Below are 23,207 nucleotides of genomic sequence, written 5' to 3' on the forward strand. Positions count from 1 at the left end.
TTCCTCCAGTAACGAGATGATATGCTCTAATTGTGCAATATTAAGAGAGCGGTTTCAATGGATGGAAATGATTTTCGATGTGTTTATTTGATATCTGGGTTGACGACGATATGTCGATTGACGAAAGTTCGATCCGGATCGACGCCAATTGCCGTATGTCGGAAAATCGGCCCTTTGCAGCGCTCTATATATTCGGTTGCGGTAATGCCGCGGATACGTTTGTACATTTTGGAGAAATGATGCTCATCGCCGAAGCCGGCTAAGTACGATATTTGCTTGACTGTCCCCGCACCTCTCATCATCAATTCCTCAGCTCGATGCAGCCTGCGTTCAAGGAGCATTCGTTTAGGCGACATGCCCACAGCTTCGACGAACATTCGCGTGAAATGCGCATGAGACCAACCGGACCGCTGAGCAATCGTTTCGATCGTAATCGGCTCTGTGAGATGCTCTTCCATGTAGGCGATGCTATTGGCGATTTGGACGGGGTAGCTGCTGATTGCAAATTCCGGCGTTTTATCGGCGAACGCTGCTAATTCCTCGATGGCTGTCGTTAACAGGGAGGCGAGCCTGCGCCGCCAGTGGTGGGATTGATAATTGGCGACCACGACAATCTGATTGATAATGGCACCGATCAAGCTGCTTTGTGCGGCCGGAACCACATGAATGGTGCTGAGCAGGGCGGTGAAACGCGGATCCTTCTCCCGCAGGAGGTCGTAGTCGAAGTGAACGAATAGATGCCGCACATTGCGGTCGCGGTCAAACAAATACCGGTGCATAGTATCCGGTTGCGTGAATACGAAACAAGGTGCGCTCAGCCTATGCTGGATGGGCTGCATCCCTTGAACCTCGTACATCGTACCGGAGCCTTCTGGAAAATAGACCAGCTCATAGTCGACTATCGTGCGTGGTCCAAGCTGGTGACCGCCCGCTTGCACGATAATATCGCCAATACTGTTGATGGTGGGTAAACCGCTTTGATTAGGCAGCATCCGGCGGACTTCCTTTCTGCGGTGGTTGCGATTAGGCGCGTAGGGGCTGCGGCGTCCTTTGGTATATTATTGCTGAGGTACTGCATTCCGTGCAATAGTTTTGCGCATTGGCTCGCAACTGTTTGATGCTGAGAAGCGTCCATAGTAGAAAGGAATTATTAATTTCGAGGAGTTGTCGTGATGAAGAAGAAATGGATCGCCATATTGTGCGTCGTCTGTTCACTTGTAACCGGAACTGCTGTATACGCTGCCGGTCAATTGTCGTTGAAGATAAATGGGGTAACTGTAAAAGACAGCGGAGCATACTTGCGTGATGATCGCGTATATGTGCCGCTTCGTATTGTATCGGAACAGTTAGGCGGTGACGTTGCTTGGAATTCGGCCAAGAAGGAAGTCAGCATCACGGGCGGAGGCAGCGGTGCGGTTGAGATATGGAAGGATGATTCCTTCCCCGGCTATATCCAATATAATAGCGTTATTAATGTAGTGAACCGCTACATGGCTGCGCTTCAAGGTGCATTTTCCAGTTCCTATGATGCGGATGAAGATTTCAAATTACTGCTCTCGGCGCAAGCGATTCAAGATGATGTGCGTGTGTGGCATCCATTCTCAGGGATGGTCGGCTCTTCGATGCGCAGCATTTCGAGCTATAAGATCATAGACGGCAGGACGATGGGCAAAGACTCAGCGAACAGGCCGATCTATGAAGTCGCGGTACGCTACAATGTCATCAACCCCGGGGATGATAGTACGTACAAGCAGATCACGAAGGCTTATACCGTAATAACAGAAGTGATTAACAACCAGCTGTTCTATAAAATCGATCAGGAACGCCTCCTCAGCACCTTCAAACTGAATCAGGAACCGAGTCCGTTTAGGTAATGTGTTGGCCGCGTTAGCAGCGAGAGTGGAGTATCCACTCTCAGATTGTAGAGAAAGCTGCTGTTTTTTAAACGGTGGGTTTCTCTTTGTTTTTTTGGAGTGAAAAATACAAGCATAAGGACGGTTTTACCCCTAAACCCTCCGTTCTAGATGGAGGGCGATCTTTTTCATGTTCCGTAGGGCGGCAGTCACCAACGCTTGTTCCATCACGTTGTAATCCCCGCAAACGGCAATAGCGAAACGCATGGAATTGTTTAGCATCCGCTGGGCAGCCGCTTTGTTGTCTATACATCATGAATAACATTTTAACGGTTGCCAGCGTGGCTATTTCATACAAATAAGCCTTTTTGAAAATCTAACGGTTGCCACAGTCGTTATTTGCAACAAATGGATCGATTCCAAGGGGAAAATGATTAAATAAGCTCGCTGGCAACCGTTAGACTATAAAAAGGGCTAATTTATGGCAAATAACCACTGCCACAACCGTTAGCGTTAGAATGCGACGACAAAATATGCACTCATCACGGAGGTACTTAGAACTACCGTACGGGAAGCTAAAAAACGACGTTGTATCAACACGGGTTTCTCGACAGACTGAGAGAGAGAGTGGAGAATCCACTCTCTTTTTTTGTGCTTAAAAACTCCAAATTTCTTATTGAAATTCCCTACTGGGCGAGCTATAGTGATAGTAGGAATTAGGTTTTATATAAAGAAGTTGGTTTTGTATACAGAACCAACTCATCAACAATGGATGAGGCGATTGGCGTGTCTGAGGAACGCAAGTACTGGGTGCCTGCGCTGGAGAAAGCGGATAAAGTGCTGACTGTTCTGGCACAGGAGCCAGCCAAGCATAAGCTGATCGACTTATCGAAGAAGCTTGAAATCAACAAGAGCTCGATGTTCTCCTTGCTGAGCACGATGGAAACTCTCGGCTGGGTGAAGCGGGCGGCAGGCGATACGTATACGCTTGGACATACCTTTGCCGAATTCGGCTCCTCGTATTTGAAGCAGTATGATTTGCATCCTTTTTTCATGGACGAAGCGGTGTCGGTTCGAGATCGGCTGCAGGAAACGATTCAGCTCGCGAAGCGCATCGACGACCAGGTGCTGTATATGGGCAAAGTGGAAGCGAATTCGCCGGTCCGGCTGCAATCCGAGCCGGGGATGCGGCTTCCCGCACATGCTACGGCACTCGGCAAAGCCATGCTCTCGCAGCTAAGCGAGCACGAAAGACTCGCACTGTACCCGCAGGTTGATCTGCCGAAGCTGACGCCCCATACGATTGACAATCGCGATGAGCTGTTTGCTCAATTGGATGTCATTCGCAAGCAAGGTTACGCTTTAGACGACCAAGAGTCAGTCATGGGTTTCCGCTGTGTGGCCGCTCCGATTATGGCCGGCACGAACGCGAACCAAGCTGCTGCGGTTAGCTGTTCCATGCTGCTTCACCAATGGGAAGTCAAGTCGAACCAAACCATCGAAGAAATGAAGGGGCTTGCGCAGCGACTATCGCTGCCGAGCCACAACCTATGAGGGAGATGAGAGAATGCGATTGCACAATAAAGTAATTCTCATTACAGGCTCGGGCTCGGGCATCGGGAAGAGCACTGCATTATTGTTTGCACGGGAAGGTGCAAAGCTGGTCATTAACGATTTGTCTGAGCAGAACGGGACAGATACGGTGAAGGAGATTCAAGAAGCGGGCGGAGAAGCGATCTTCATCCGTGCAGACGTCACCAACCCGGCTGAAGTATCTGCCATGGTCGATCAAATTATCGCTCACCATGGCGTCATCGACGTGCTTTTCAACAATGCGGGCATCAGCGGAGTAGGCTTGCTGCATGAGATAGAGCCGGAAGCATGGGATCGCGTCATTAACGTTAATATTCGCGGCGTCTACCTGCCTTCCAAATATGTCATCCCTCACATGATGGAGCGTCGCGTCGGCTCGATCATCAACATGTCTTCGTGCATTGCGGAGATCGGACTGGCACGCCGTGCTTCTTATGCCGCAACTAAAGGTGCTGTCCTTGCGCTTACGAAGTCCATGCAAGTTGACTACGCGCCATACAATATTCGCGTTAATGCCCTTCTACCGGGTACAATCATGACGCCATTCGTAGAAAATTACTTGAAAACCTCTTATGCCGATCCCGAACAGGCAATCGCAGGTTTGAAGAAACGCCAATTGAGCGAAGAGCTTGGTTTGCCGGAGGATGTTGCCAAAGCTGCGTTGTTCCTGGCATCTGATGAGTCTTCGTTCGTGATGGGCTCTCCGTTCTACGTGGACGGCGGCGTTGTTTTCGGCAAGAACGCTTAATTCTATCGAACTAATTCTAAATTTATTCCCACTATGAGATCGGAGGCCAATTCACTTATGAAACTCATTAGCATCTCCAAACAAGGTCGTAATGCGCTTGGCGTAGTAACAGAGAACGGTGTTGTCGACGTAGAAGCAGCTCTTCAGGCAGCTGCCGGAAGCGCAAACGCAGAAGTGCCTTCATCGGTGATGGCCGTCATTGAAGGCGGAGACGCTGCAACGGCTTCACTTAGAAACTACATCGAATCCCTTCAAGTGGCCGGCGGAGAAGCCTATGTTCGTCAAGAAAGCGACATCGAATGGGGACCATGCGTCACACATCCGAACAAAATCATTTGCATCGGGCTCAACTACCGCAAGCATGCAGAAGAAACGAATGCGCCGATTCCGGCCTATCCGATTCTGTTCAATAAATTCAACAACACACTGACAGGCCATTTGAAAGATATCGCCGTTCCGAAGGTAACGGAGAAGCTGGATTACGAAGCGGAGCTTGTTATCGTTATCGGTAAGAAAACAAAGTATGTGGCCAAAGAAGACGCTCTCTCCCACGTATTCGGCTACTGCGCCGTGAACGATCTGTCCGCGCGTGACCTGCAGCTCCGTACGCAGCAATGGCTGCTCGGCAAGTCCTGCGATGATTTCAGCCCGCTCGGTCCTTACCTTGTGACTGCCGATGAAGTTGGCAATCCGAACGATCTGTGGATCAAGTCCACCGTAAACGGTGAAGTGCGCCAGAACTCCAATACGTCGGATATGATTTTCGCTTGCGATGAGATTGTCAGCTATGTGTCGCAGCATATGACGCTTGTGCCGGGCGATGTTATTCTGACGGGGACGCCTGAGGGGGTTGTGCTTGGACTTCCGGTGGAGCAGCAAGTGTACTTGAAGCCGGGCGACGAAGTAACGATTGAAATCGAGAAGCTGGGTGCGTTGACGAACCGTTTCGTAGCAGACACCGAATAAAGTGAAAAGGAGTGCCTCGGCACTCCTTTTTTGAAGAAATTCTTCTGAGCGAAACCAATTAACGCCGTTCGACAGTGGCTACGACCGGATAATGATCCGAAGGATAGCGGTCATTATAGCGGTTTCGGTCAATATGAACCTGATGAACAAGGGCATTTGGCGTGACAAAAATATAATCGATCGGTACGCCTTCTTCTCCTCCTTGATAGTCGTGGAAGGTGAGGCCAACAGCATCTCCGGCAAGCGCTGTGTAGGCGTTTAGAAGTCCGAGCTCATTCAAGGCGCCGATGACATCGCTGTCAGGCCCGCAATTGAAATCTCCTGTAAGTACGGCAGGGATATTACCTGCAAGCGCAGACGACTCTTTCATTCGCTCCACAATCAGCTTAACGCCGTTCGTTCGAGCCTCAGCGCTGATATGGTCCAAGTGGGTGTTGTAAACGACCCATTCCTCGCCGCTTTGTTGACGAAGCTTGGTCCAGGTGCACATACGGGGATAAGCGGAGTTCCAACTGGTGTAGCCTAGCTGCTGCGGATTCTCAGACAATCCGAAATGTCCGCTTTCTACGGGCTCAAGCCTTGCATGCCGATAAAATATCGCGCAATATTCGCCTTCAAGCTGGCCGGTGCGGCTGATGCCAAGCCAGCGATAATCAGGCAGCAGCGCCTGCAAATCCTGCAGCATCGCAGCGGTACCTTCCTGCGTGCCAACGACATCCGCATCCGCTTGCTTAATCGCTTGGGCTGCTTCCTCAATCCGGTAGGGCCATGCATTGTCGCCATCGGATTCAACATGGACTCGCAGATTAAACGTCATGATCTTCACGTTCGTATTCCTCCAATCAATAGCAATGAAATGGATGATCCAAGAAACCAAAATATAACATGGAAGCGTTTCAACTCTCAACTAAATTTCATATAAAGAGGAGCCCGTTAACGATGATTAGAATTGATGCCCACCAGCATTATTGGAAATTAGATCGCGGCGACTATGGCTGGCTGACACCGGCAGCAGGTCCGATATTATTCCGCGATTATGGACCTGCGGATTTAGAACCGGAGCTCAAGACTGCCGGCGTAACGCGTACGATCGTCGTTCAAGCGGCGGCAACCCACGAAGAAACAGCCTTTATGCTATCGCTCAGCGATGATGCGGATTCGATTGCCGGCGTAGTTGGCTGGCTGGATTTCCAAGATCCGAATTGGCGCAGCGTCTTGGACGAATTCCGAGAGCATCCCAAATTTGTCGGTATTCGCGTGATGATTCAAGATATGAGCGATCCGTTCGAGGCGCTGAATCCGCAATCGCTGGAGGCGCTTCGTTACTTGGCAGAGATCAAGCTTCCTGTTGATTTGCTCATTGTTTCGCATCAATTGCCTGCGACGCTCGCATTGCTTAAGCAAGTACCGGATCTGCATGCCGTTATCGATCATATTGGTAAACCGCAAATCCGCGAGGGCATACTCGAGCCTTGGGCCACGCAAATGAGCGAGATCGCTGCGCAATATCCGGGCGTATATTGCAAGCTGTCGGGCATGATTACGGAAGCAGCGCATGATGACTGGAAGCCGGAGCAATTTATGAGCTACGTAAGACATATCGTGGAGGTCTTCGGCACGGAACGAATCATGTTCGGCAGCGATTGGCCGGTATGTCTGCTCGCCGGAAGCTACAAGGATGTGTGCGATGTGCTGGATGAAGTACTTCCAACAACGCTTAGTCAAAGCGAACGCGAGGCGTTATACGGCAGCAATGCGGCGACTTTCTATAAACTGTCTCTATAGAACATGTAAACCTTGGGGGAGCTTAATCCTATAGCTCATCAGCCCAAGGTTTTTTTTATTTTCTCATGCTGCAGGCGGTTGACAGAAAGCATTCTATTCCGTATAGTCGAAATGGACTATACGAGATCGAATCGTTACTTAAGGGAGTCAATGAAGGATGGCCAAACGAAAAGTAAGTAACATGCTGGCTCTAGCCGTCTTATCGCTGCTTAATGAACGACCGATGCATCCGTATGAAATTGCCGCCACGATGAAACAGCGCGGAATTCCGGATGTGATCAAGCTCAACAACGGCTCGCTCTATTCGGTAGTAGATTCGCTGCTGAAGCAGGCGTGGATCGTGCCGCTGGAAACCCAGCGGGAAGGGAAGCATCCCGAGCGGACGATTTATGCACCTACGGATGCCGGTGTTGCGGAGTTTCACGATTGGATCCGAGAGCTGATTTATGCCCCCGTGAAAGAATATCCGCAATTACCGGTGGCATTATCGTTTATCGGCCATATTTCACCGAAGGAAACGGCCGCTCTCTTGGAGCAGCGAATCAACTTCGTGCAGCAAGATATCGTGCAGCGACGTGCCGGGAACGACTATGCGGTTTCGCAAGGACTTGCACGGATATTCATTATTGAGCAGGAGTTTATCGTCAACCAGTTGGAATCAGAGCTTGCTTGGCTGCGATCATTTATCCGTGAGATCAAGGATGGCAGCTTGACGAGGCCGGGGGATGGGGAGCAGGTGTGGATCGATACGACACCTATGGATGACGAAGACTCAGATGCATGACAGATGAACCGGCTAGACAGAACAATGATGTACACAATGGAGGGGAACAACTCACAATGATGGCAAAACGAAGTAATGTTGGTATTGTTGTCGCTGGTTTGCTGCTTGGCATTCTTATGGCATCCATGGATAACACCATCGTAGCAACGGCGATGGGTACGATCGTTCATGACCTGGGCGGCATGGACAAATTTGTATGGGTAACTTCCGCTTATATGGTTGCGGAAATGGCAGGCATGCCGATCTTCGGTAAACTGTCCGATATGTATGGGCGCAAAAGGTTCTTTATCTTCGGGATATTAACCTTTATGCTCGGTTCTATTCTGTGCGGTACCGCACATTCGATTATCGAGCTTAGCATTTACCGTGCCATTCAAGGGATTGGCGGCGGCGCGCTGGTGCCAATTGCTTTTACCATCATGTTCGATGCCGTGCCTCTTGAGAGCCGCGGTAAGCTGGGGGGCCTATTCGGTGCCGTATTCGGTATGTCGAGTATCTTTGGACCGCTTCTCGGTGCGTATATTACGGACTATATCGCATGGGAATGGATATTCTACATCAACCTGCCGCTTGGCCTGATTGCTTTCCTTATGATTGCTATCTTCTATAAAGAATCGGTTGAGCATGCCAAACAGCGGATCGACTGGGGCGGCGCATTCACTCTTGTCGGCGGTATCGTGTGCCTCATGTTCGCGCTTGAGCTGGGCGGCAAGAAGTATGCATGGGATTCTTCCATGATAATGGGTTTGTTTGCAGGCTTCGCCGTCTTGCTGATTGCATTCATTATGATCGAACGTAAAGTATCGGAGCCGATTATCTCGTTTAACATGTTCCGTAAACGGCTGTATTGGAGCAGTAATGCCATAGCGATGTTCAGTGGTGCCGCTTTCATTACGGCTTCCGTGTACATTCCGATCTTCATTCAAGGCGTACTCGGCGGTAAAGCGACGAATGCCGGTATGGTCCTGCTGCCGATGATGCTCGGTACGGTCGTTACGGCGACGGGCGGCGGTTTCTTGATGACGAAGATGACTTTCCGTTCCATTATGATTCCAACCCTCGGAATTCTTGTTGCTGGCAACGTGCTTCTGACGACCCTTGGCGTTGATTCAACGCGGTTTATCGTGACGTTGTTTATGATATTGGTCGGTCTTGGTATCGGAGCATCGTTCTCGGTACTTAGCAACGCAGCCATCTACTCCTTCTCGCCAAGGGAGCGCGGTGCGGCGAGTGCAACGCTTAACTTCCTCCGCTCGCTTGGGATGACCATCGGAATTACCGTATTCGGTATCGTCCAAAGCCATGTGATGACGAATAAATTGGAGGACTCCTTCGCCGGAGCGGGAGGCGACGGGGCTGCACTGCCGGCAGGTCTTGATCTCAGCGACCCGCGTGCCATTCTGACACCGGAAACGAGGGAGCAGATCCCGGCTGATGTGCTGGATAAGATCGTAGGTGCATTGTCATCTTCGATCACCTACACCTTCATGTGGGCGATCATTCCATCCGTGCTTGCCCTTGCATTCGCGTTCTTCATGGGACGGCAGAAGCTCGACGCTATGGCGGAGAGCAGTGAATACGGCTCATCCTCGCATTAATTAACACAGAGCTGCCTCAAAACGCGCAACTTGCGACGTTTGAGGCAGTTTTTTTATTGAGTGGTCTGTGCAGACTTGCTAATGAATTGTTGCATTAAAGACAACATTTCCCCCTACTAAGCGTTCATACGTACCTATATGTTGCAGGAAATGCAACAATTCTAATCAGATTGGCCGCCAAATGGCGATAACGGGAGTATATGTTGCAGAATAGGCAATAATTTCGCAATGAGCCCTCTTTTTCTCGAGAAATGTTGCATAAAAGGCAACAATCAGCTGATCAGAGCTGAAGCAGCTGCTTGCAGCTATTATCACTTCACAGGATTAAGATACTCTCTTCTTGTTCATATTGAATAACAAAGGGAGGCTAATAAAGATATGAAAGGCAATAGAGTAGCAACCGCGCTGATGACCTTCATCCTCATCGCGGCGATTTTAGGACAAAGCGCACAAGCCGAGCCGGCTTCGACATCATCTCCGGAAGGCAAGCAAGTCATCTATATTGATGAGCGTGATTATGAAGGTGAGCTATTACAATGCGTGAAGCTTATTAATAGAAATATCAATTATATGAATGAAGAGGATAATGCCGCGAATAAGGGAATTCTGACATCCGGCTATAAAGCCAGAGTCAGCGAGTTCACGCCTGGATTTCGTGTAGTTGAAGCTAAATTACGCAACGTGGGCAAAAACCGCAGTGGCGAATATGTGGCATATGTAGATGTGGACAGTAAATTAGAGAAGAAGCCGATGATTACAACGATCATGTACGTCTTGAAGCAAGAAAACAACGAATGGCTGATTGATCAGACCGATTAGCCGTCAAACTCCGGTCCCCCAATCGACTGAATTCGACTTCACCGACTGACAGTATATTCGCCCTCCTTCTGGTAAATTTAGGACCAAAGGAGGAGGGGATCTATGCCCGACAATGCAGTGCCGCCGCAAACAAGCTCCACAATAAGTGGACACAATCCGCTGCCGAGCTCACCGCCCCAATGGAATTCTACACAAGTAACCATTCACTTGACAATTGCACTTGTGCTTGCGTTCCTCAGTGCCTGGTTTCTGCCTAAAGGGTATAATCTGTCTGCCGTCATTCTATCCGAGCTATATATGATCTTCGCCATTGGCAAAGGCAAGCTGAACCATCCGCTTGGCATCCTCATTAATGAACGCAACCTCATGAGTCTGTCCAGGCTGCAAATCACGCTATGGACGGTGCTCTTCACATCGACTTATTTTACCGTCCTTGTAGGGAATCTCGCACTCCATCCGGAACATCCGCTGCAGCTTAAGTTTGATTCGACTGTCCTTGCTCTGATGGGCATCAGCAGTGTGTCAGCGATCTTCAGCCCCATGATTAATGGAGCGAAGAAGAACCGCGCAATTGATGACTCCCTTAAGGTTCAACTTGTGCAAAGCGCCGCTGAGGCCTATAACAAGAGCACGCAAGAAATCGAAACGAGCATGCAAGGTACCCTTTATGCGAATCCCTCTTACAAAGACGCGCAGTTCAGCGATATATTTGAAGGGGAAGAAATGCAAAACCATGCGTACATCGATATCGCCAAAGTGCAGATGTTTCTGTTTACAATGATGGCATTGACGGTCTATTCTGTGACCATTTACTCAACCTTGATGACGCAAGATCTCGCAGCAATAGATCGGTTTCCCGCACTGCCGGAAGAGCTTGTTGGGTTAATCGGGATCAGCAACGGGGGTTATTTAACGAGTAAGATTATTAACTTTACAAAGTCGAGACCCACTTAAGAGATTCCATTACTTATAACAGAGCCGTTTCTCCAATGCCGACAGGCTGGGAGAGGCGGCTTTTTTGGCGCGGTCGAAAGTTGAAAGCTGTTTACCCAATCTTTTGATTGTCTAAACCGATCCATTAGGCCAAATGGCACATCTTAACAAATGCTTCACAATACATTAACCGCTGCTTTACAATACCAGCCGCACCATTAACTGCCGCTTTACAATGGGTACTTATAATCAGAATTGTACATAACGAAAACGACAATAAACCATTCCAGAAGGGTGATACGAGCTAAATGTCTATGAAAAAAACGCTAATGATTTCCGCACTTGCCGCAGCACTGAGTACTTCGGCAGTGAGTGTAGTCTCCGCCGCATCCGTAACAAACGCATCGACGGTAGATCTCACAATCAATGACACGGCATTCCATGTCCGTTCCATCCAAGCAAACAACACAGTGCTATACGCGCTGAGAGATTTGGGAACAGCGGCAGGCGTGCAATTCATGGTCAATGTTAAATCGGGCGTAACGGCATACTTCAACAACCACGCAATCGAGCTTCATGCAGGTTCGAACGCAGCATTGGTTGATGGCGAAGCAGTAAGTTTGCAAGAAGCTGTACAAAGCGTAAATGGCAGCTATTATGTATCTCTTGAAGACTTCGTAAGCGCGTTTGGCGTTGATTCTTCGACAGATGCTTCCGGCAAGATCGCAATTGATGCCGTAGCTAAGATCCACGCTGATGACATCCGCTGGATTGATGCGGATCGTTTGCTGGCATCCCAATTGACTGAAGAAGGCCGTATTGACTATATCGTTAACGCTCACACAGGTGCATATACACAATTGTTGGTTTCTACGACGGCTTCTGATCTGACTGTATCTCCTAACGGTAAGCTTGCTGTTTACACAGACGGCGATGGCATCGTAAATATCATCGATCTTGCTGGCAAGTTCCCGGCTGCTAAAGTGGTATCGTCAGATAACTCCATTAAACCTGAGTTGGTTTGGTCGGCGGACAGCTCCGCAATCTACTTCCTGCAAGGTGACAAAGGCTCCGTGGTCGCTAAGATGAACGTTGCTGATGGTTCCATTACGAAAGTATTGGATGACAAAGTCGATTACAAATCCGGACTGGCTGTTTCCGCTGACGGCAAGAAGTTCTTCTACACGGTTATCAAACCGGGTGCAGTAACTGCTGATGCTAATAAGCCGGTTGATGCTGATGATGTAGCAATCGACAACACAGGTACGGAGCCGCAGCTTTACAGCTTTGATTTCTCGGCAAGTACAAACAAGCCCGTGAAATTGACAACAACAACAGATGACAAAGTGTTCGTAGGCGCAGCAGCAGACGGCAGCAAAGCTTTCTATGTGAGCGTTGAAGACAACAAGCCATCTTCCCTTGTAGCCGTAGCATTGGACAAAACCGTAACGAAGCTGATCGGCGATAAAGACGTCCTTCAAGCTACACAAGCCGGCGACAAAATCTATGTACTTGCTGATTCCGCGGACGTTACAAGCGCTTATGAAGTAAACATCGCAACTGGCGCTGTAACAACGCTTGGCAAAGTAGAAGGCAACGTAAGTGAAGTTGTAGCTGCAGCAGGAACACCAATTGCTTTCGTGATGGACGATGCAGTTTATGTGAAATCGGAGAGCGGCCTTAAGAAAGTAACGAACTAATTCAATTCCAGTGTTCTAAATTGAGAGGAGAACTTCCACAGATGAAAACAAAATGGTTTAAAAGTTTAAGCTTCGCCCTTATCGCACTTACAGTCGCATTCGGTTCCGTATCCGTTGCGAGTGCTTCCAGCAAATTGAGCGGCCGCATCGTAATCAATGGTTCATCGGCACTTCTGCCATTGACACTGCAAGCTGCTAACGAGTTCAAGAAGCTGAACCCGAAAGTTAGAATCTCCGCATCGGCTGCAGGTTCCATCACGGGTCCTCAATCGGTTCGTAAAGGTATTGCTGACATCGGCGCTGTTGACTGGGATGCCACGAAAGATGTACCGGGTTTCAAAGCTTTCACAGGTCAAGTTGCTAATAAAGTAGCCGTTATTCCATTCGCAGCAATCACAAACAGCAACGTTGGCATTAGCAGCTTGTCCACGGAGCAGCTGCAAGGTATCTTCTCCGGTAAAATTACCAACTGGAAAGAAGTTGGCGGAGCAGACAAGGACATTATCGTAGTAAACCGTGCATTCGGTTCCGGTACACGCGTTAACTTCCAAATGAAGGCGCTAAATGGTACTGATTTCATGACAAAAGGTTCTAACTATAAAGAAGTGAAGTCGAGCGGTGACATGAAAACAGCCATCGAAACGACGCCAAACGCAATCGGTTATATCGACCTTGTCTATGTGACAAGCAAAATGACTGGGCTTAAAATCAACAACGTTGCTCCAACAGAAGCTAACGTAATCAACGGTACTTACAAAGTGTGGGGCTACGGTTACTACATGACAAAAGGCCAACCAACTGGCGCTACTAAAGCATTCATCGACTACGTACAGAGCAAGAAGTTCCAAACCGGATCGCTTAAGAAGCTTAAATTTATCCCGATCTCGGCCATGAAATAAGATGTAGCGGAGCCGGCTTATCGCATTAACAATTGCGAGGCCGGCTCTAACTTTGAACACTTGAAAGGAGAGCAGCGTCATGAGCATGATGGACATCCCTGTATCCAGCGAATTGGGACGTAGCCTTGAGAATTCATCCGGTCGCAAATTCAGCCGCAAAGCACGGCTTTCGTTCTATAACCGTACGTTTCGCATGATCTGTATCGCAAGTGCTGTCTTCGTATGTGTTATTCTATTCTCGATTTTGTTCCTGATGGGCCGCACGGGCGTACTTACGTTCGAGACGGTTTCCGTGAAAGATTTCTTCTTCTCCACTGAATGGGTACCTGAGAATGATCAATACGGCGCATTTATCTTTATATTCGGTACATTCGCCTTAACCCTGCTGACAATGGTGATTTCCGTACCGCTGTCTGTCATAATTGCAATCTTCTTATCCGAAATGACGCCGGCATGGCTCAAGACGATGCTGCGCCCTGTACTTGATTTGCTCGTAGGCATTCCTTCGGTAGTCTACGGTTTTCTTGGTATGACTGTTCTTATCCCAATGCTCCGTACCGTAACAGGAACGAATATGGGCGATGGTATTCTAGCGGCGGCTATCGTGCTCACGATTATGACATTGCCGACCATCAGCCGGATCACGGATGATTCCATCGTAGCGGTTCCGAAGAAATTCAGGGATGCTTCGTATGCACTGGGTTCAACTAGATTTCAAACCATCGTAAGAGTCGTACTGCCTGCTGCGAAGAGCGGCATCATGTACGCAGTTATTCTGGGTATGGCACGCGCAATCGGTGAAACGATGGCCGTTGTTATGGTAATCGGTAATACCCCTCAGCTCGCGGATGCACTGTTCAAGCCGACGGCTGTATTGACCAGTAATATCGTTATGCAAATCGCGAATGTCCCGTTTGATTCCACTTGGAACTACGCGCTATATATGATGGGCTTTATCCTGCTCATTATCTCGCTCCTCATGATCGTAATCGTAAGGCTATTCCAAGGCAGAGGAGTGAAATCATAACATGAGTACAGGCAAAGGGACGACTTCTATTCCTAATCCGTTTGCGGCACGCAGAGGTTTCAATCATCTGAGCAACCGGCTGTTTACTTTCGTTGTATGGACGATCGGGTTGTGCACGATACTATTCATTTGTGGACTGCTGTTCTTGATTTTGCAAAAAGGGCTCCCGGAACTCGATTGGGGCTTCTTGTACGGACTTCCGAGTGAGATGGAAGAGGGCGGCGGTATCGGCCCGTTAATCTTCAACTCGTTCTATGTGCTTGCAATATCACTGGTGATTTCGATTCCGCTTGGGATGGCAGCCGGTATCTACTTGGCTGAGTTCGCGCCAGCGACGAAGTTTATCGCTTTTATCCGGATTTGCGTAGAAGGACTTGCTTCCGTACCTTCGATTATTTTCGGTCTGTTTGGAATCGCGTTGTTTGTTGAAGCATTTGATGTTGGCCTTACGATCATTGGCGGTGCTGTCAGCTTAGCCTTCTTGAACCTGCCGGTTCTGACACGGGTAACGGAAGAAGCGATTCGTGCGGTACCGAAAGAGATGAAGCATGCTTCGTTCGCCCTCGGAAGCACTCATCTGCAAACGATCATCCGCGTCCTTGTTCCGGTTGCATTGAACGGTATTATTACCGGTATCTGTCTGACTGCTGGTCGTGCCTTCGGTGAGAGTGCCGTTATCATCCTGACTGCCGGCGTTTCTTCTTCCGGTGAGATGTGGGATTTCAGCTTGTTCTCGCCCGGCGCTACACTTGCGGTTCACCTCTGGTATGTACAGTCTGAAGCCATCGTCCCGGATGCACAGCTAATCGCTGAGAAAGCTGCTGCCGTACTTGTCTTCGTCGTCCTGCTCATTAATATTGTCTTCCGTGTCCCGCTGTGGCTGAACGCGCGCAGATCCCGTTAATTTCGCAAGCTTGCCTCACTGAAAGGAGAGATATGTATGACTATTGCTGTATTGGAACGGCTGACAACTGAAGAACTACTTACGAATATGCCGACTGCAGAAGCTCAGGTAAAGACTTCAGATCATGCATTATTGACAGCTTTCATTAGGGAAGCAGCAATCGTGAACGTATCTCACACTTGCCAGGATGTCATTTCGCAATTCGCGTTAACGCCGGATCATGAATGTGTTGTGGTTTGCGATGACATGGAGCGACCGATTGGACTTGTTATGCGAAATAAACTTACCATCATCCAGACGCATCGATTCGGCAGAGAGCTGTATTACGGCCGTTCCATTGCGAAGCTTATGGATCGTCAGCCGCTCATCGTGCATCAAGGCGTTTCCATACAGGAGCTGCTTGATCGTGCGTTAGGTCGTGAAGAGAAAACGTTGTACGACTGTGTGCTAGTAACGGAGAATGATCGTTTCATCGGTATGCTGACCATGGCGGATTTGCTGAAAATGTCCCGATTACTCCAGCAGCGAAGTGTGAAGGCACAAGTGAACATGATCCACGGTGCGGAAGTGATGATCGAAGAAATCGACCGTTCCATCGTTCATGTGCAGGAAGCTTCACAGCTAGGCGAATCGATGTCGAGAGAAATGCTGGATTTGACGCTCAAAGGCAAGAACGAGCTCGATAAAGTGTCGAAGGCCTTTCATAATCTGACGAATCGTACAGATGTTCAGGAAAGTCAAATCAGCGATTTGCAAGATCGTGCCGGATCGATTGATAAGGTGTCAAAGCTGATTCGCGGACTTGCGGATCAATGTAATTTACTTGCGGTTAATGCCGCGATCGAAGCGGCTCGTGCCGGTGAGCATGGGAGAGGCTTTGCGGTTGTGGCCGATGAGGTTCGGAAATTGGCTACGCAGACGAAAGAATCCGCAGAGGATATTAATCGGCTGATTGGCTCCATTATGGAAGCGGTCAAGGAAACGGTTCATTTGGTTAGTCTAGGCAAGACGGAAGCAGATACGAGTCAAGTGTACATAAAAGAAGCAGCGGACGTATTCCAACAGCTGTTCCATGCAGCTGCCGGCAGCAGCAACAGCTCGAGTGAGATCGGCAAGCTGTCGAACCAAGCCTACTTGCAATCGCAGCGTGTAACGGAGCAAATGAAGCAATTGATTCAAGATTTGCAAGTGAAAGAGTGAATTTTAATACTGCGTTTACAAAACGAACATATTAGATAAACAAATTCACGCTATCCTAGTTCAAGGTAGGCCTGAATCGGACGGTTAACCAGTCCACCCAATACGGAGGAATATGCCATGCAATCAACAGCTTCCCAGACTTTGATCGATATTCATAAATTAAATTTACATTATGGTCAATTCCACGCCTTGAAGGACGTATCGATGGATATTCCGGAGAAAGCGATCACCGCTTTCATAGGACCATCGGGCTGCGGTAAATCAACGCTGCTTCGTACGCTTAACCGGATGAATGACATGATTCCAGGCACAAGAATCGAAGGCAAAATCACAATCGGCGGTGCGGACATCTATTCGAAAGAAGTGGACGTGGAGACACTGCGCAAGAAAGTCGGCATGGTATTCCAACAGCCGAATCCATTCCCGAAATCCATTTATGATAACGTAGCGTACGGCCCGCGCTTGCACGGCATTCGCAGCAAACAAAAGTTGGATGAAATCGTGGAATCCAGCCTTCGTTCCGCTGTTTTGTGGGACGAAGTAAAGGATTACCTGAAGCGTTCCGCGCTTAGCCTATCCGGCGGACAACAGCAGCGACTCTGCATTGCGCGTGCAATTGCCGTCAACCCTGACATCCTGCTTATGGACGAAGCGACTTCTGCACTTGATCCGATCTCGACCCTGAAGATCGAAGAATTGGCACAAGAGCTGAAAGATAAATATACAATCGTCATGGTTACACACAACATGCATCAAGCGGCTCGTGTTTCCAACCAGACGGTATTCTTCCTAAACGGCGAAGTGGTGGAGTTCTCAGAGACAGAGAAGCTGTTCTCGAATCCACGCGATCAACGTACGGAAGATTACATTAGCGGCCGTTTCGGCTAATTCCTAAACCACAGAGGGAGAGCATTTAAGCGATGATGACGAAGCGCAAAGAATTTGATCATGGACTCGAGGAATTGAACGAGCTGATCGTACAAATGGGTCAACGGGTAGAAGCGGTTATTGCGAAGGCGATGGACGCACTGGAAACGATCGATGTGCCTGCTGCAAAGCAAATCATTCAAGATGACAAATCGATCAATAAGATCGAAGAGAAAATTTCGGAACTGGGTGCGATGCTAATTGCTACTCAGCAGCCGGTTGCTAAGGATTTAAGACGTATCCTGGTCGCTTTCCGGATTGCCTCCGATCTTGAGCGCATGGCCGATCTGGCCGTAGACGTAGCCAAAGTCGTGCTGAGATTGGAAGGGCAAGTATTGATCAAACCATTGATTGATTTGCCGCGCATGACGCAGATCGTACAGATGATGACTTACGAAGCGATTCAATCGTTCGTACAAGAGAATGTCAACATGGCTTATAAAATGGCCAAAGACGATGACCTGGTCGATGCGCTTTATTCACAGATCATCCGCGAGCTGTTCTCGCTCATGATGGAAAATCCGAAAACGATCTCCCAGGCCAATCTGCTTAGCTTCGTAGGACGTTACATCGAACGTTTTGCGGATCATGCAACGAACATTGGGGAATCGGTTGTATACCTGGTAACAGGCTCAAGACCTGATTTGAACTCTTAATTCTTAATGATCAAGCAGCACTAATATTCTCTATAGCATGCCCATAAAGCAGCCGATTCGAAGCGCATCTTTACTTCGAATCGGCTGCTTTTTGCAGCTTAGGGAGCTCTTTAAGCAAAGAGACCATGCGCTGCTGCTGCGATGGATTCCAATAATCGGAACGCCAAGCGGCAACCAGCTTCCAAGCTTGCGGTTGACCTGGCAGCGGAAGTCGAAGAAGACCTCCGGGCAATTGAGGTGCTGCAAGGCTGGGGAGAAAGGCCAGTAAAGAACCGGCTCGAACTGCGTTCAAGGCTAAGTCGATGCGATCCGTAGTCAGTGGACTGATGAGCTTAAGTTGTTCGTTGGCGGACCAGTTACTCAGCGCATCTTCAATGGAGGGATCTGCAAGCTTGACATAAGCTTGACCATGAAGCAGAAACGTGGACGTGTTGTTGTCGCGCACATCAAGTAATGGATGTGCCTTAGTCGTATATAGCGATAGCCGATCCTCAAGCAACAGCTCCGATTGACAGCTTTGCAGCTCACGCTCATAACGCGGCGAATGTCCGTACACAATAAGGTCAAGCTTGCCTGCATGAAGCTGCTCGAATAAACGGTCGGTTTCGCCGGTGACCAGGTTGATCTGTAAAGTGGATGCTTCCGCAGCGAGCCGATACCAATTTCCGCTGAATAGGACAGAGGAAGCGGCATCCGTACAGCCGATTATATATTGATGTTTCCCATCTTGGCGATACGATGCGAACCGTTCCTGTGCCTCGCGATACAGACGGTCAATGCCTTCGGCATACTGATACAGCAGTTTTCCGGATTCCGTGAGCATGACCTTCCCTGTCTTCATCTCGAAGAGCGGCGTTCCCCATTCTTCCTCAAGCTTCTTCATATGAAAGCTGACGGTTGGCTGCTTAATTCCGAGCTCATCGGCAACGGCAGTCACCTTACGGAGCCGCTCAATCAATACCAAAATCTGCAATCTTAATATATTCATAATATATGCGCTCCAGTAACGAGTTATTATTTATTTATTCTATAATAACCACTCACTATATACAATTCATCTATGTAGTTTTTGCATTCCGTTAACACTTCGAAAATATACGATTAATACGTGACGTCTATACTAAGTCTTGTAAAACAAATAACCGCGCAGGAGCGGAAGGAGAAAAGAACTGAAATGAAAAAGGCATTACTAATTGTTGTAGCTCTGATGTTGACAATCGGTTTGGCGGCTTGCGGCTCGAAGAACGAGGAGAGCACGAACTCCAACTCACAAAATAGCGGTACGAATAACGCAGGCGCAGGTGAAGCACTAAGCGGTTCCATTCTTGCAACGGGATCATCGGCACTTCAACCACTGGTTGAACAAGTGTCCAAGAAGTTCATGGAAGACGCGAAATACTCCGGCGTTACCGTTCAAGTTCAAGGTGGCGGCAGCGGTACAGGGCTGACTCAAGTATCCGGCGGTCAAGCAACAATCGGTAACTCCGATATCTTCGCTGAAGAGAAGTTCACGGATGCTGACGCAGACAAAGCCAAAGAATTGGTTGACCATCAAGTAGCAGTTGTAGCTATGGCAACTGTAATCAATAAAGACATCGCAGTAGACAACCTGACTAAACAACAGCTTGTTGACATCTTCACTGGTAAAGTGAAGAACTGGAAAGAAGTCGGCGGCGCAGATGAGAAAATCACAATCGTTAACCGTCCGGGCAGCTCAGGCACACGTAAAACGTTTGAGAAATACGCGCTTGGCACGAAATCCGAAGATGTTCAAGGCTCTATCCAAGAAGATTCCTCAGGTACAGTTAAGAAGCTTGTTGCAGAAACACCGGGCGCTATCGGTTACCTTGCCCTTTCCTACATCGATGACACTGTAAAAACAGTGAAATATGAAGGCGTAGAAGCTAAAGAAGAAAACATCGTGTCCGGAACTTATCCGGTATGGGCTTATGAGCACATGTACACGAAAGGCGAGCCGGATGCAGCAACTAAAGCATTCCTTGATTACATGACTAGCGATGAAGTTCAAAACGGTGATGTTGTAGAGCTTGGTTACATTCCAATGAATAAAATGCAAGTGAAACGCGATGTTGACGGCAATATCACGAAATAAGTAATCCTAAACAAATAGCACAGTCATTAGAGGTGGATACACTCCGCCTCTACTTGCCTGTCATGAGAATGTTAGTTGAAGGAGAGAAGATTCATGGAGCAGCCCGCTCGTACAAATAAGAAACGGATTCAAACGGGGAAGACAACTAGAACATTCGTGAAACCGCATGTCATGGAGGAATGGGTAGGTAAAGTTTATACAGCGCTTTGTATTCTAGTCCTCGTCATCACGATCGCTGCTATTGTCTATTTCGTTTCTTCCCGTGGTTTGACTACGTTTATTATGGATGGCGTTAGCCTCGGCGGGCTGCTTAGCGGCTTGAAATGGGATCCGGAAGGTGATATTCCGCTTTATGGCGCACTGCCATTCATCTTCGGATCATTCAGTACTTCTATTCTTGCGTCCTTGCTCGCAGCACCTCTTGGTATCTGCGCAGCCGTGTTCATGACCCAAATTATGCCTGGTCTCGGTAAAAAAGTGCTGCAGCCGGTTATTGAGCTGCTCGCGGGTATTCCATCGGTTGTTTTCGGATTTGTTGGTCTTAGTATTGTTGTACCCGCGCTCCGGGCGTTATTCCCGGGCCAAGGTATCGGAATTGCGGCGGGAGCCATCGTGCTCTCGCTCATGATTTTGCCAACGGTAACAACGATTGCTACGGATGCACTGGCTGCATTGCCTCGCGGTTTGAAGGAAGCTTCCTTCGCGCTTGGTGCTACTCGCTGGCAGACGATTTACCGGACTGTTCTTCCTACTACGTTGCCAGCGCTCTTAACGGGGGTTGTTCTTGGGATGTCCCGTGCCTTCGGCGAAGCATTGGCTGTACAAATGGTCATCGGTAACTCGCCGCATATCCCGCATTCGTTGTTTGAATCAGCATCGACGCTGACGAGTGTCATTACACTCGATATGGGTAACACGGTTATGGGCTCTACGCACAACAATGTGTTGTGGTCGCTCGCCCTTATACTGCTTAGCATGACCTTTGTATTTGTATTCATAGTCCGCTTCTTGGAAAGGAGAAACCAACGATGAACGCCAAAACCGCAGATCGTATCGCCACAGGTGTTATTATCGCCGTAGCTTCACTTATCGTTCTTATTTTGGCGGGATTGCTCGGTTTTATCCTCTTCCGCGGAGTAGGACATATCAGCTTTCATTTCTTGACCTCCGCACCACAAACGATTAAGGCCGGAGGCGGCATTGGACCACAGCTCTTCAATTCCTTGTTCTTGCTTGTATTGACACTTATCATTACGATTCCACTCGGACTTGGCGCCGGGATTTATATGAGTGAATATGCGAAACCGGGCCGTTTGACGGATTCCATTCGGTTGGTTGTCGAGGTGCTCTCGTCCTTCCCATCCATCGTAGTAGGTTTGTTTGGACTTCTAGTTATCGTTAACTTGTTCGGTTTCGGGTTCTCCCTATTCTCCGGCGCACTAGCCCTGACCGTGTTCAACTTGCCGCTTATGGTTCGGATTACAGAGCAATCGCTCAGCGGCGTACCGCGTGAACAGAAGGAAGCCAGCTTGGCGCTTGGATTGTCGCGTTGGAAGACGATCACATCCGTCATGCTTCCGATCGCAATGCCCACGATTGTAACAGGTACGATTCTTGCTTCGGGCCGTGTATTCGGCGAAGCAGCTGCGCTGCTCTTCACAGCCGGCATGAGCTCGCCGCGCCTGGATTTCACCAATTGGAATCCGCTGAGCCCATTCTCGCCGCTGAATCCGTTCCGTCCGGCTGAGACGCTGGCGGTGCATATTTGGAAAATTAACAGTGAAGGCTTGGCTCCGGATGCAGCAGAGATTGCTGCCGGTGCATCTGCTGTCTTGCTCTTAATGGTTCTATTGTTCAACTTCTCCGCACGATGGTTTGGCAGATACTTGCATCGTAGATTTACAGCAACCAAATAGGGAAGGGTGACGAACATGCAAACAGAAGGATTGGTAGCCAAGGATCTTCGTGTATTCTACGGAGAGAAGGAAGCAATCAAGGGCGTATCGCTCGCATTCGCCCCGCGCGAAGTAACGGCATTAATCGGACCTTCAGGTTGCGGTAAATCCACATTTCTGCGCAGCTTGAACCGAATGAATGATACAATTGATGGTGTACGTACGTCCGGAGAGATCTGGGTGGACGGCGAGAATGTGAATGAAGCCGGTGTCGATGTTGTTCTGCTGCGCCAGAAAATCGGTATGGTTTGGCAGCGCCCGAACCCGTTTCATAAGTCCATCTATGAGAATATCGCGTTCGGACCGCGTTACCATGGGGTGAGAAACAAGAAGCAGCTAGACGAAATCGTTGAGGATTGCCTGCGTAAAGCGGCTCTGTGGGATGAAACGAAAGATCGACTTCACAATTCAGCGCTTGCACTTTCAGGCGGCCAACAGCAGCGTCTATGTATCGCTCGTTCGATTGCCGTTAAACCGAAAGTCATCTTGATGGATGAGCCTGCATCAGCACTCGATCCGGTATCGACTGCGAAGGTAGAGGAATTGATTTCGGAGCTCAAGCAGGATTTCAGCATCGTCATCGTTACTCACAATATGCATCAAGCAGCAAGGGTGTCGGATAAGACAGCGTTCTTCTATATGGGCAAAGTCGTGGAGTATGATCAAACGGACAAAATCTTCACGAATCCGTCCGAGAAAGCTACCGATGATTACATATCGGGACGTTTCGGGTAATCCATCACAGGA

22 protein-coding genes and 2 pseudogenes are annotated in these 23,207 nt (G+C 48.8%); 21 read left to right on the plus strand and 3 right to left on the minus strand.

Annotated features, from left to right (window positions below):
- Positions 1-83 precede the first annotated feature (83 nt).
- Positions 84-992, minus strand: a complete 909-nt coding sequence (locus AC0YNS_RS14780; protein ID WP_475781743.1) for a helix-turn-helix domain-containing protein — start codon at positions 990-992, stop codon at positions 84-86.
- 180 nt (positions 993-1,172) lie between these two features.
- Between AC0YNS_RS14780 and AC0YNS_RS14785 the strand changes: the two genes are divergently transcribed.
- From AC0YNS_RS14785 to AC0YNS_RS14800, 4 genes are all read left to right on the plus strand, one after another.
- On the plus strand, positions 1,173-1,874 hold the full coding sequence (locus AC0YNS_RS14785; protein ID WP_475781744.1) for a stalk domain-containing protein: 702 nt from the start codon (positions 1,173-1,175) through the stop codon (positions 1,872-1,874).
- 765 nt (positions 1,875-2,639) lie between these two features.
- Positions 2,640-3,407, plus strand: coding sequence for an IclR family transcriptional regulator (locus tag AC0YNS_RS14790; protein ID WP_475781745.1), 768 nt, complete (start codon positions 2,640-2,642; stop codon positions 3,405-3,407).
- Positions 3,408-3,420: 13 nt separating this feature from the next.
- Positions 3,421-4,194 carry an SDR family NAD(P)-dependent oxidoreductase gene (locus AC0YNS_RS14795; RefSeq protein WP_475781746.1) on the plus strand — a complete coding sequence of 258 codons (774 nt, stop codon included), beginning with the start codon at positions 3,421-3,423 and terminating at the stop codon, positions 4,192-4,194.
- 57 nt (positions 4,195-4,251) lie between these two features.
- Entirely contained in the window at positions 4,252-5,160 is a 909-nt protein-coding gene (locus tag AC0YNS_RS14800) for a fumarylacetoacetate hydrolase family protein (RefSeq protein ID WP_475781747.1), read from the plus strand.
- Between the two features lie 58 nt (positions 5,161-5,218).
- Here AC0YNS_RS14800 and AC0YNS_RS14805 read toward each other — a convergent pair whose 3' ends face one another.
- Complete coding sequence (locus tag AC0YNS_RS14805) at positions 5,219-5,977, minus strand: endonuclease/exonuclease/phosphatase family protein (RefSeq protein ID WP_475781890.1); 759 nt, start codon at positions 5,975-5,977, stop codon at positions 5,219-5,221.
- A gap of 122 nt (positions 5,978-6,099) precedes the next feature.
- Between AC0YNS_RS14805 and AC0YNS_RS14810 the strand changes: the two genes are divergently transcribed.
- From AC0YNS_RS14810 to phoU, 13 genes and pseudogenes are all read left to right on the plus strand, one after another.
- Positions 6,100-6,945, plus strand: coding sequence for an amidohydrolase family protein (locus tag AC0YNS_RS14810; RefSeq protein WP_475781748.1), 846 nt, complete (start codon positions 6,100-6,102; stop codon positions 6,943-6,945).
- A gap of 157 nt (positions 6,946-7,102) precedes the next feature.
- Positions 7,103-7,729 carry a PadR family transcriptional regulator gene (locus AC0YNS_RS14815; RefSeq protein WP_475781749.1) on the plus strand — a complete coding sequence of 209 codons (627 nt, stop codon included), beginning with the start codon at positions 7,103-7,105 and terminating at the stop codon, positions 7,727-7,729.
- A gap of 56 nt (positions 7,730-7,785) precedes the next feature.
- The gene (locus AC0YNS_RS14820; protein ID WP_475781750.1) at positions 7,786-9,327 is read left to right on the plus strand and encodes an MDR family MFS transporter; all 1,542 of its coding nucleotides are present in this window, start codon (positions 7,786-7,788) and stop codon (positions 9,325-9,327) included.
- A gap of 378 nt (positions 9,328-9,705) precedes the next feature.
- Positions 9,706-10,146, plus strand: coding sequence for a hypothetical protein (locus tag AC0YNS_RS14825; protein ID WP_475781751.1), 441 nt, complete (start codon positions 9,706-9,708; stop codon positions 10,144-10,146).
- 102 nt (positions 10,147-10,248) lie between these two features.
- Positions 10,249-11,100, plus strand: coding sequence for a hypothetical protein (locus tag AC0YNS_RS14830; RefSeq protein WP_475781752.1), 852 nt, complete (start codon positions 10,249-10,251; stop codon positions 11,098-11,100).
- 287 nt (positions 11,101-11,387) lie between these two features.
- Entirely contained in the window at positions 11,388-12,779 is a 1,392-nt protein-coding gene (locus AC0YNS_RS14835; RefSeq protein ID WP_475781753.1) for a stalk domain-containing protein, read from the plus strand.
- A gap of 41 nt (positions 12,780-12,820) precedes the next feature.
- Positions 12,821-13,678, plus strand: a complete 858-nt coding sequence (locus AC0YNS_RS14840) for a phosphate ABC transporter substrate-binding protein (protein ID WP_475781754.1) — start codon at positions 12,821-12,823, stop codon at positions 13,676-13,678.
- A gap of 79 nt (positions 13,679-13,757) precedes the next feature.
- Entirely contained in the window at positions 13,758-14,705 is a 948-nt protein-coding gene (pstC, locus tag AC0YNS_RS14845) for a phosphate ABC transporter permease subunit PstC (protein ID WP_475781755.1), read from the plus strand.
- 1 nt (position 14,706) lies between these two features.
- Positions 14,707-15,609, plus strand: a complete 903-nt coding sequence (gene pstA / locus AC0YNS_RS14850; RefSeq protein ID WP_475781756.1) for a phosphate ABC transporter permease PstA — start codon at positions 14,707-14,709, stop codon at positions 15,607-15,609.
- Between the two features lie 348 nt (positions 15,610-15,957).
- Positions 15,958-16,101 (plus strand): annotated as a pseudogene (locus AC0YNS_RS14855) (CBS domain-containing protein); the annotation flags it as partial.
- Positions 16,102-16,401: 300 nt separating this feature from the next.
- A pseudogene (locus tag AC0YNS_RS14860) lies at positions 16,402-16,809 on the plus strand (methyl-accepting chemotaxis protein); the annotation flags it as partial.
- Positions 16,810-16,926: 117 nt separating this feature from the next.
- On the plus strand, positions 16,927-17,697 hold the full coding sequence (gene pstB, locus AC0YNS_RS14865) for a phosphate ABC transporter ATP-binding protein PstB (protein ID WP_090981581.1): 771 nt from the start codon (positions 16,927-16,929) through the stop codon (positions 17,695-17,697).
- 35 nt (positions 17,698-17,732) lie between these two features.
- Positions 17,733-18,392 (plus strand): phosphate signaling complex protein PhoU, encoded by a 660-nt coding sequence (gene phoU / locus AC0YNS_RS14870; protein ID WP_475781891.1) that lies wholly within the window; start codon positions 17,733-17,735, stop codon positions 18,390-18,392.
- A gap of 70 nt (positions 18,393-18,462) precedes the next feature.
- On the opposite strand, the gene AC0YNS_RS14875 is transcribed toward phoU, so the two are convergent.
- Positions 18,463-19,380, minus strand: coding sequence for a LysR family transcriptional regulator (locus AC0YNS_RS14875; protein WP_475781757.1), 918 nt, complete (start codon positions 19,378-19,380; stop codon positions 18,463-18,465).
- Positions 19,381-19,566: 186 nt separating this feature from the next.
- Between AC0YNS_RS14875 and AC0YNS_RS14880 the strand changes: the two genes are divergently transcribed.
- The 4 genes from AC0YNS_RS14880 (at position 19,567) to pstB (AC0YNS_RS14895) (ending at position 23,195) form a co-directional block, all read left to right on the plus strand.
- Entirely contained in the window at positions 19,567-20,505 is a 939-nt protein-coding gene (locus AC0YNS_RS14880; protein WP_475781758.1) for a phosphate ABC transporter substrate-binding protein PstS family protein, read from the plus strand.
- A gap of 171 nt (positions 20,506-20,676) precedes the next feature.
- Positions 20,677-21,537, plus strand: a complete 861-nt coding sequence (gene pstC / locus AC0YNS_RS14885) for a phosphate ABC transporter permease subunit PstC (RefSeq protein ID WP_475781892.1) — start codon at positions 20,677-20,679, stop codon at positions 21,535-21,537.
- On the plus strand, positions 21,534-22,421 hold the full coding sequence (gene pstA / locus AC0YNS_RS14890) for a phosphate ABC transporter permease PstA (RefSeq protein WP_475781759.1): 888 nt from the start codon (positions 21,534-21,536) through the stop codon (positions 22,419-22,421). Before pstC (AC0YNS_RS14885) ends, pstA (AC0YNS_RS14890) begins: the two co-directional genes overlap by 4 nt.
- Positions 22,422-22,436: 15 nt before the next feature.
- Positions 22,437-23,195 (plus strand): phosphate ABC transporter ATP-binding protein PstB, encoded by a 759-nt coding sequence (pstB, locus tag AC0YNS_RS14895; protein WP_475781760.1) that lies wholly within the window; start codon positions 22,437-22,439, stop codon positions 23,193-23,195.
- Positions 23,196-23,207 lie beyond the last annotated feature (12 nt).

It is taken from the genome of Paenibacillus sp. J22FR21 (assembly GCF_056269135.1).

Excerpts from the sequence above, each read along its gene's own strand:
- AC0YNS_RS14800 (WP_475781747.1), top strand. The coding sequence starts at position 4,252 with ATGAAACTCATTAGCATCTCCAAACAAGGTCGTAATGCGCTTGGCGTA.
- AC0YNS_RS14810 (WP_475781748.1), top strand. The coding sequence starts at position 6,100 with ATGATTAGAATTGATGCCCACCAGCATTATTGGAAATTAGATCGCGGC.
- pstA (WP_475781759.1), top strand. The coding sequence starts at position 21,534 with ATGAACGCCAAAACCGCAGATCGTATCGCCACAGGTGTTATTATCGCC.
- pstB (WP_090981581.1), top strand. The coding sequence starts at position 16,927 with ATGCAATCAACAGCTTCCCAGACTTTGATCGATATTCATAAATTAAAT.
- AC0YNS_RS14830 (WP_475781752.1), top strand. The coding sequence starts at position 10,249 with ATGCCCGACAATGCAGTGCCGCCGCAAACAAGCTCCACAATAAGTGGA.
- pstA (WP_475781756.1), top strand. The coding sequence starts at position 14,707 with ATGAGTACAGGCAAAGGGACGACTTCTATTCCTAATCCGTTTGCGGCA.
- AC0YNS_RS14875 (WP_475781757.1), bottom strand. The coding sequence starts at position 19,380 with ATGAATATATTAAGATTGCAGATTTTGGTATTGATTGAGCGGCTCCGT.
- AC0YNS_RS14835 (WP_475781753.1), top strand. The coding sequence starts at position 11,388 with ATGTCTATGAAAAAAACGCTAATGATTTCCGCACTTGCCGCAGCACTG.
- phoU (WP_475781891.1), top strand. The coding sequence starts at position 17,733 with ATGACGAAGCGCAAAGAATTTGATCATGGACTCGAGGAATTGAACGAG.
- AC0YNS_RS14785 (WP_475781744.1), top strand. The coding sequence starts at position 1,173 with ATGAAGAAGAAATGGATCGCCATATTGTGCGTCGTCTGTTCACTTGTA.
- AC0YNS_RS14880 (WP_475781758.1), top strand. The coding sequence starts at position 19,567 with ATGAAAAAGGCATTACTAATTGTTGTAGCTCTGATGTTGACAATCGGT.
- pstC (WP_475781892.1), top strand. The coding sequence starts at position 20,677 with ATGGAGGAATGGGTAGGTAAAGTTTATACAGCGCTTTGTATTCTAGTC.
- pstB (WP_475781760.1), top strand. The coding sequence starts at position 22,437 with ATGCAAACAGAAGGATTGGTAGCCAAGGATCTTCGTGTATTCTACGGA.
- AC0YNS_RS14795 (WP_475781746.1), top strand. The coding sequence starts at position 3,421 with ATGCGATTGCACAATAAAGTAATTCTCATTACAGGCTCGGGCTCGGGC.
- pstC (WP_475781755.1), top strand. The coding sequence starts at position 13,758 with ATGAGCATGATGGACATCCCTGTATCCAGCGAATTGGGACGTAGCCTT.
- AC0YNS_RS14840 (WP_475781754.1), top strand. The coding sequence starts at position 12,821 with ATGAAAACAAAATGGTTTAAAAGTTTAAGCTTCGCCCTTATCGCACTT.
- AC0YNS_RS14825 (WP_475781751.1), top strand. The coding sequence starts at position 9,706 with ATGAAAGGCAATAGAGTAGCAACCGCGCTGATGACCTTCATCCTCATC.
- AC0YNS_RS14805 (WP_475781890.1), bottom strand. The coding sequence starts at position 5,977 with ATGACGTTTAATCTGCGAGTCCATGTTGAATCCGATGGCGACAATGCA.
- AC0YNS_RS14815 (WP_475781749.1), top strand. The coding sequence starts at position 7,103 with ATGGCCAAACGAAAAGTAAGTAACATGCTGGCTCTAGCCGTCTTATCG.
- AC0YNS_RS14780 (WP_475781743.1), bottom strand. The coding sequence starts at position 992 with ATGCTGCCTAATCAAAGCGGTTTACCCACCATCAACAGTATTGGCGAT.
- AC0YNS_RS14820 (WP_475781750.1), top strand. The coding sequence starts at position 7,786 with ATGATGGCAAAACGAAGTAATGTTGGTATTGTTGTCGCTGGTTTGCTG.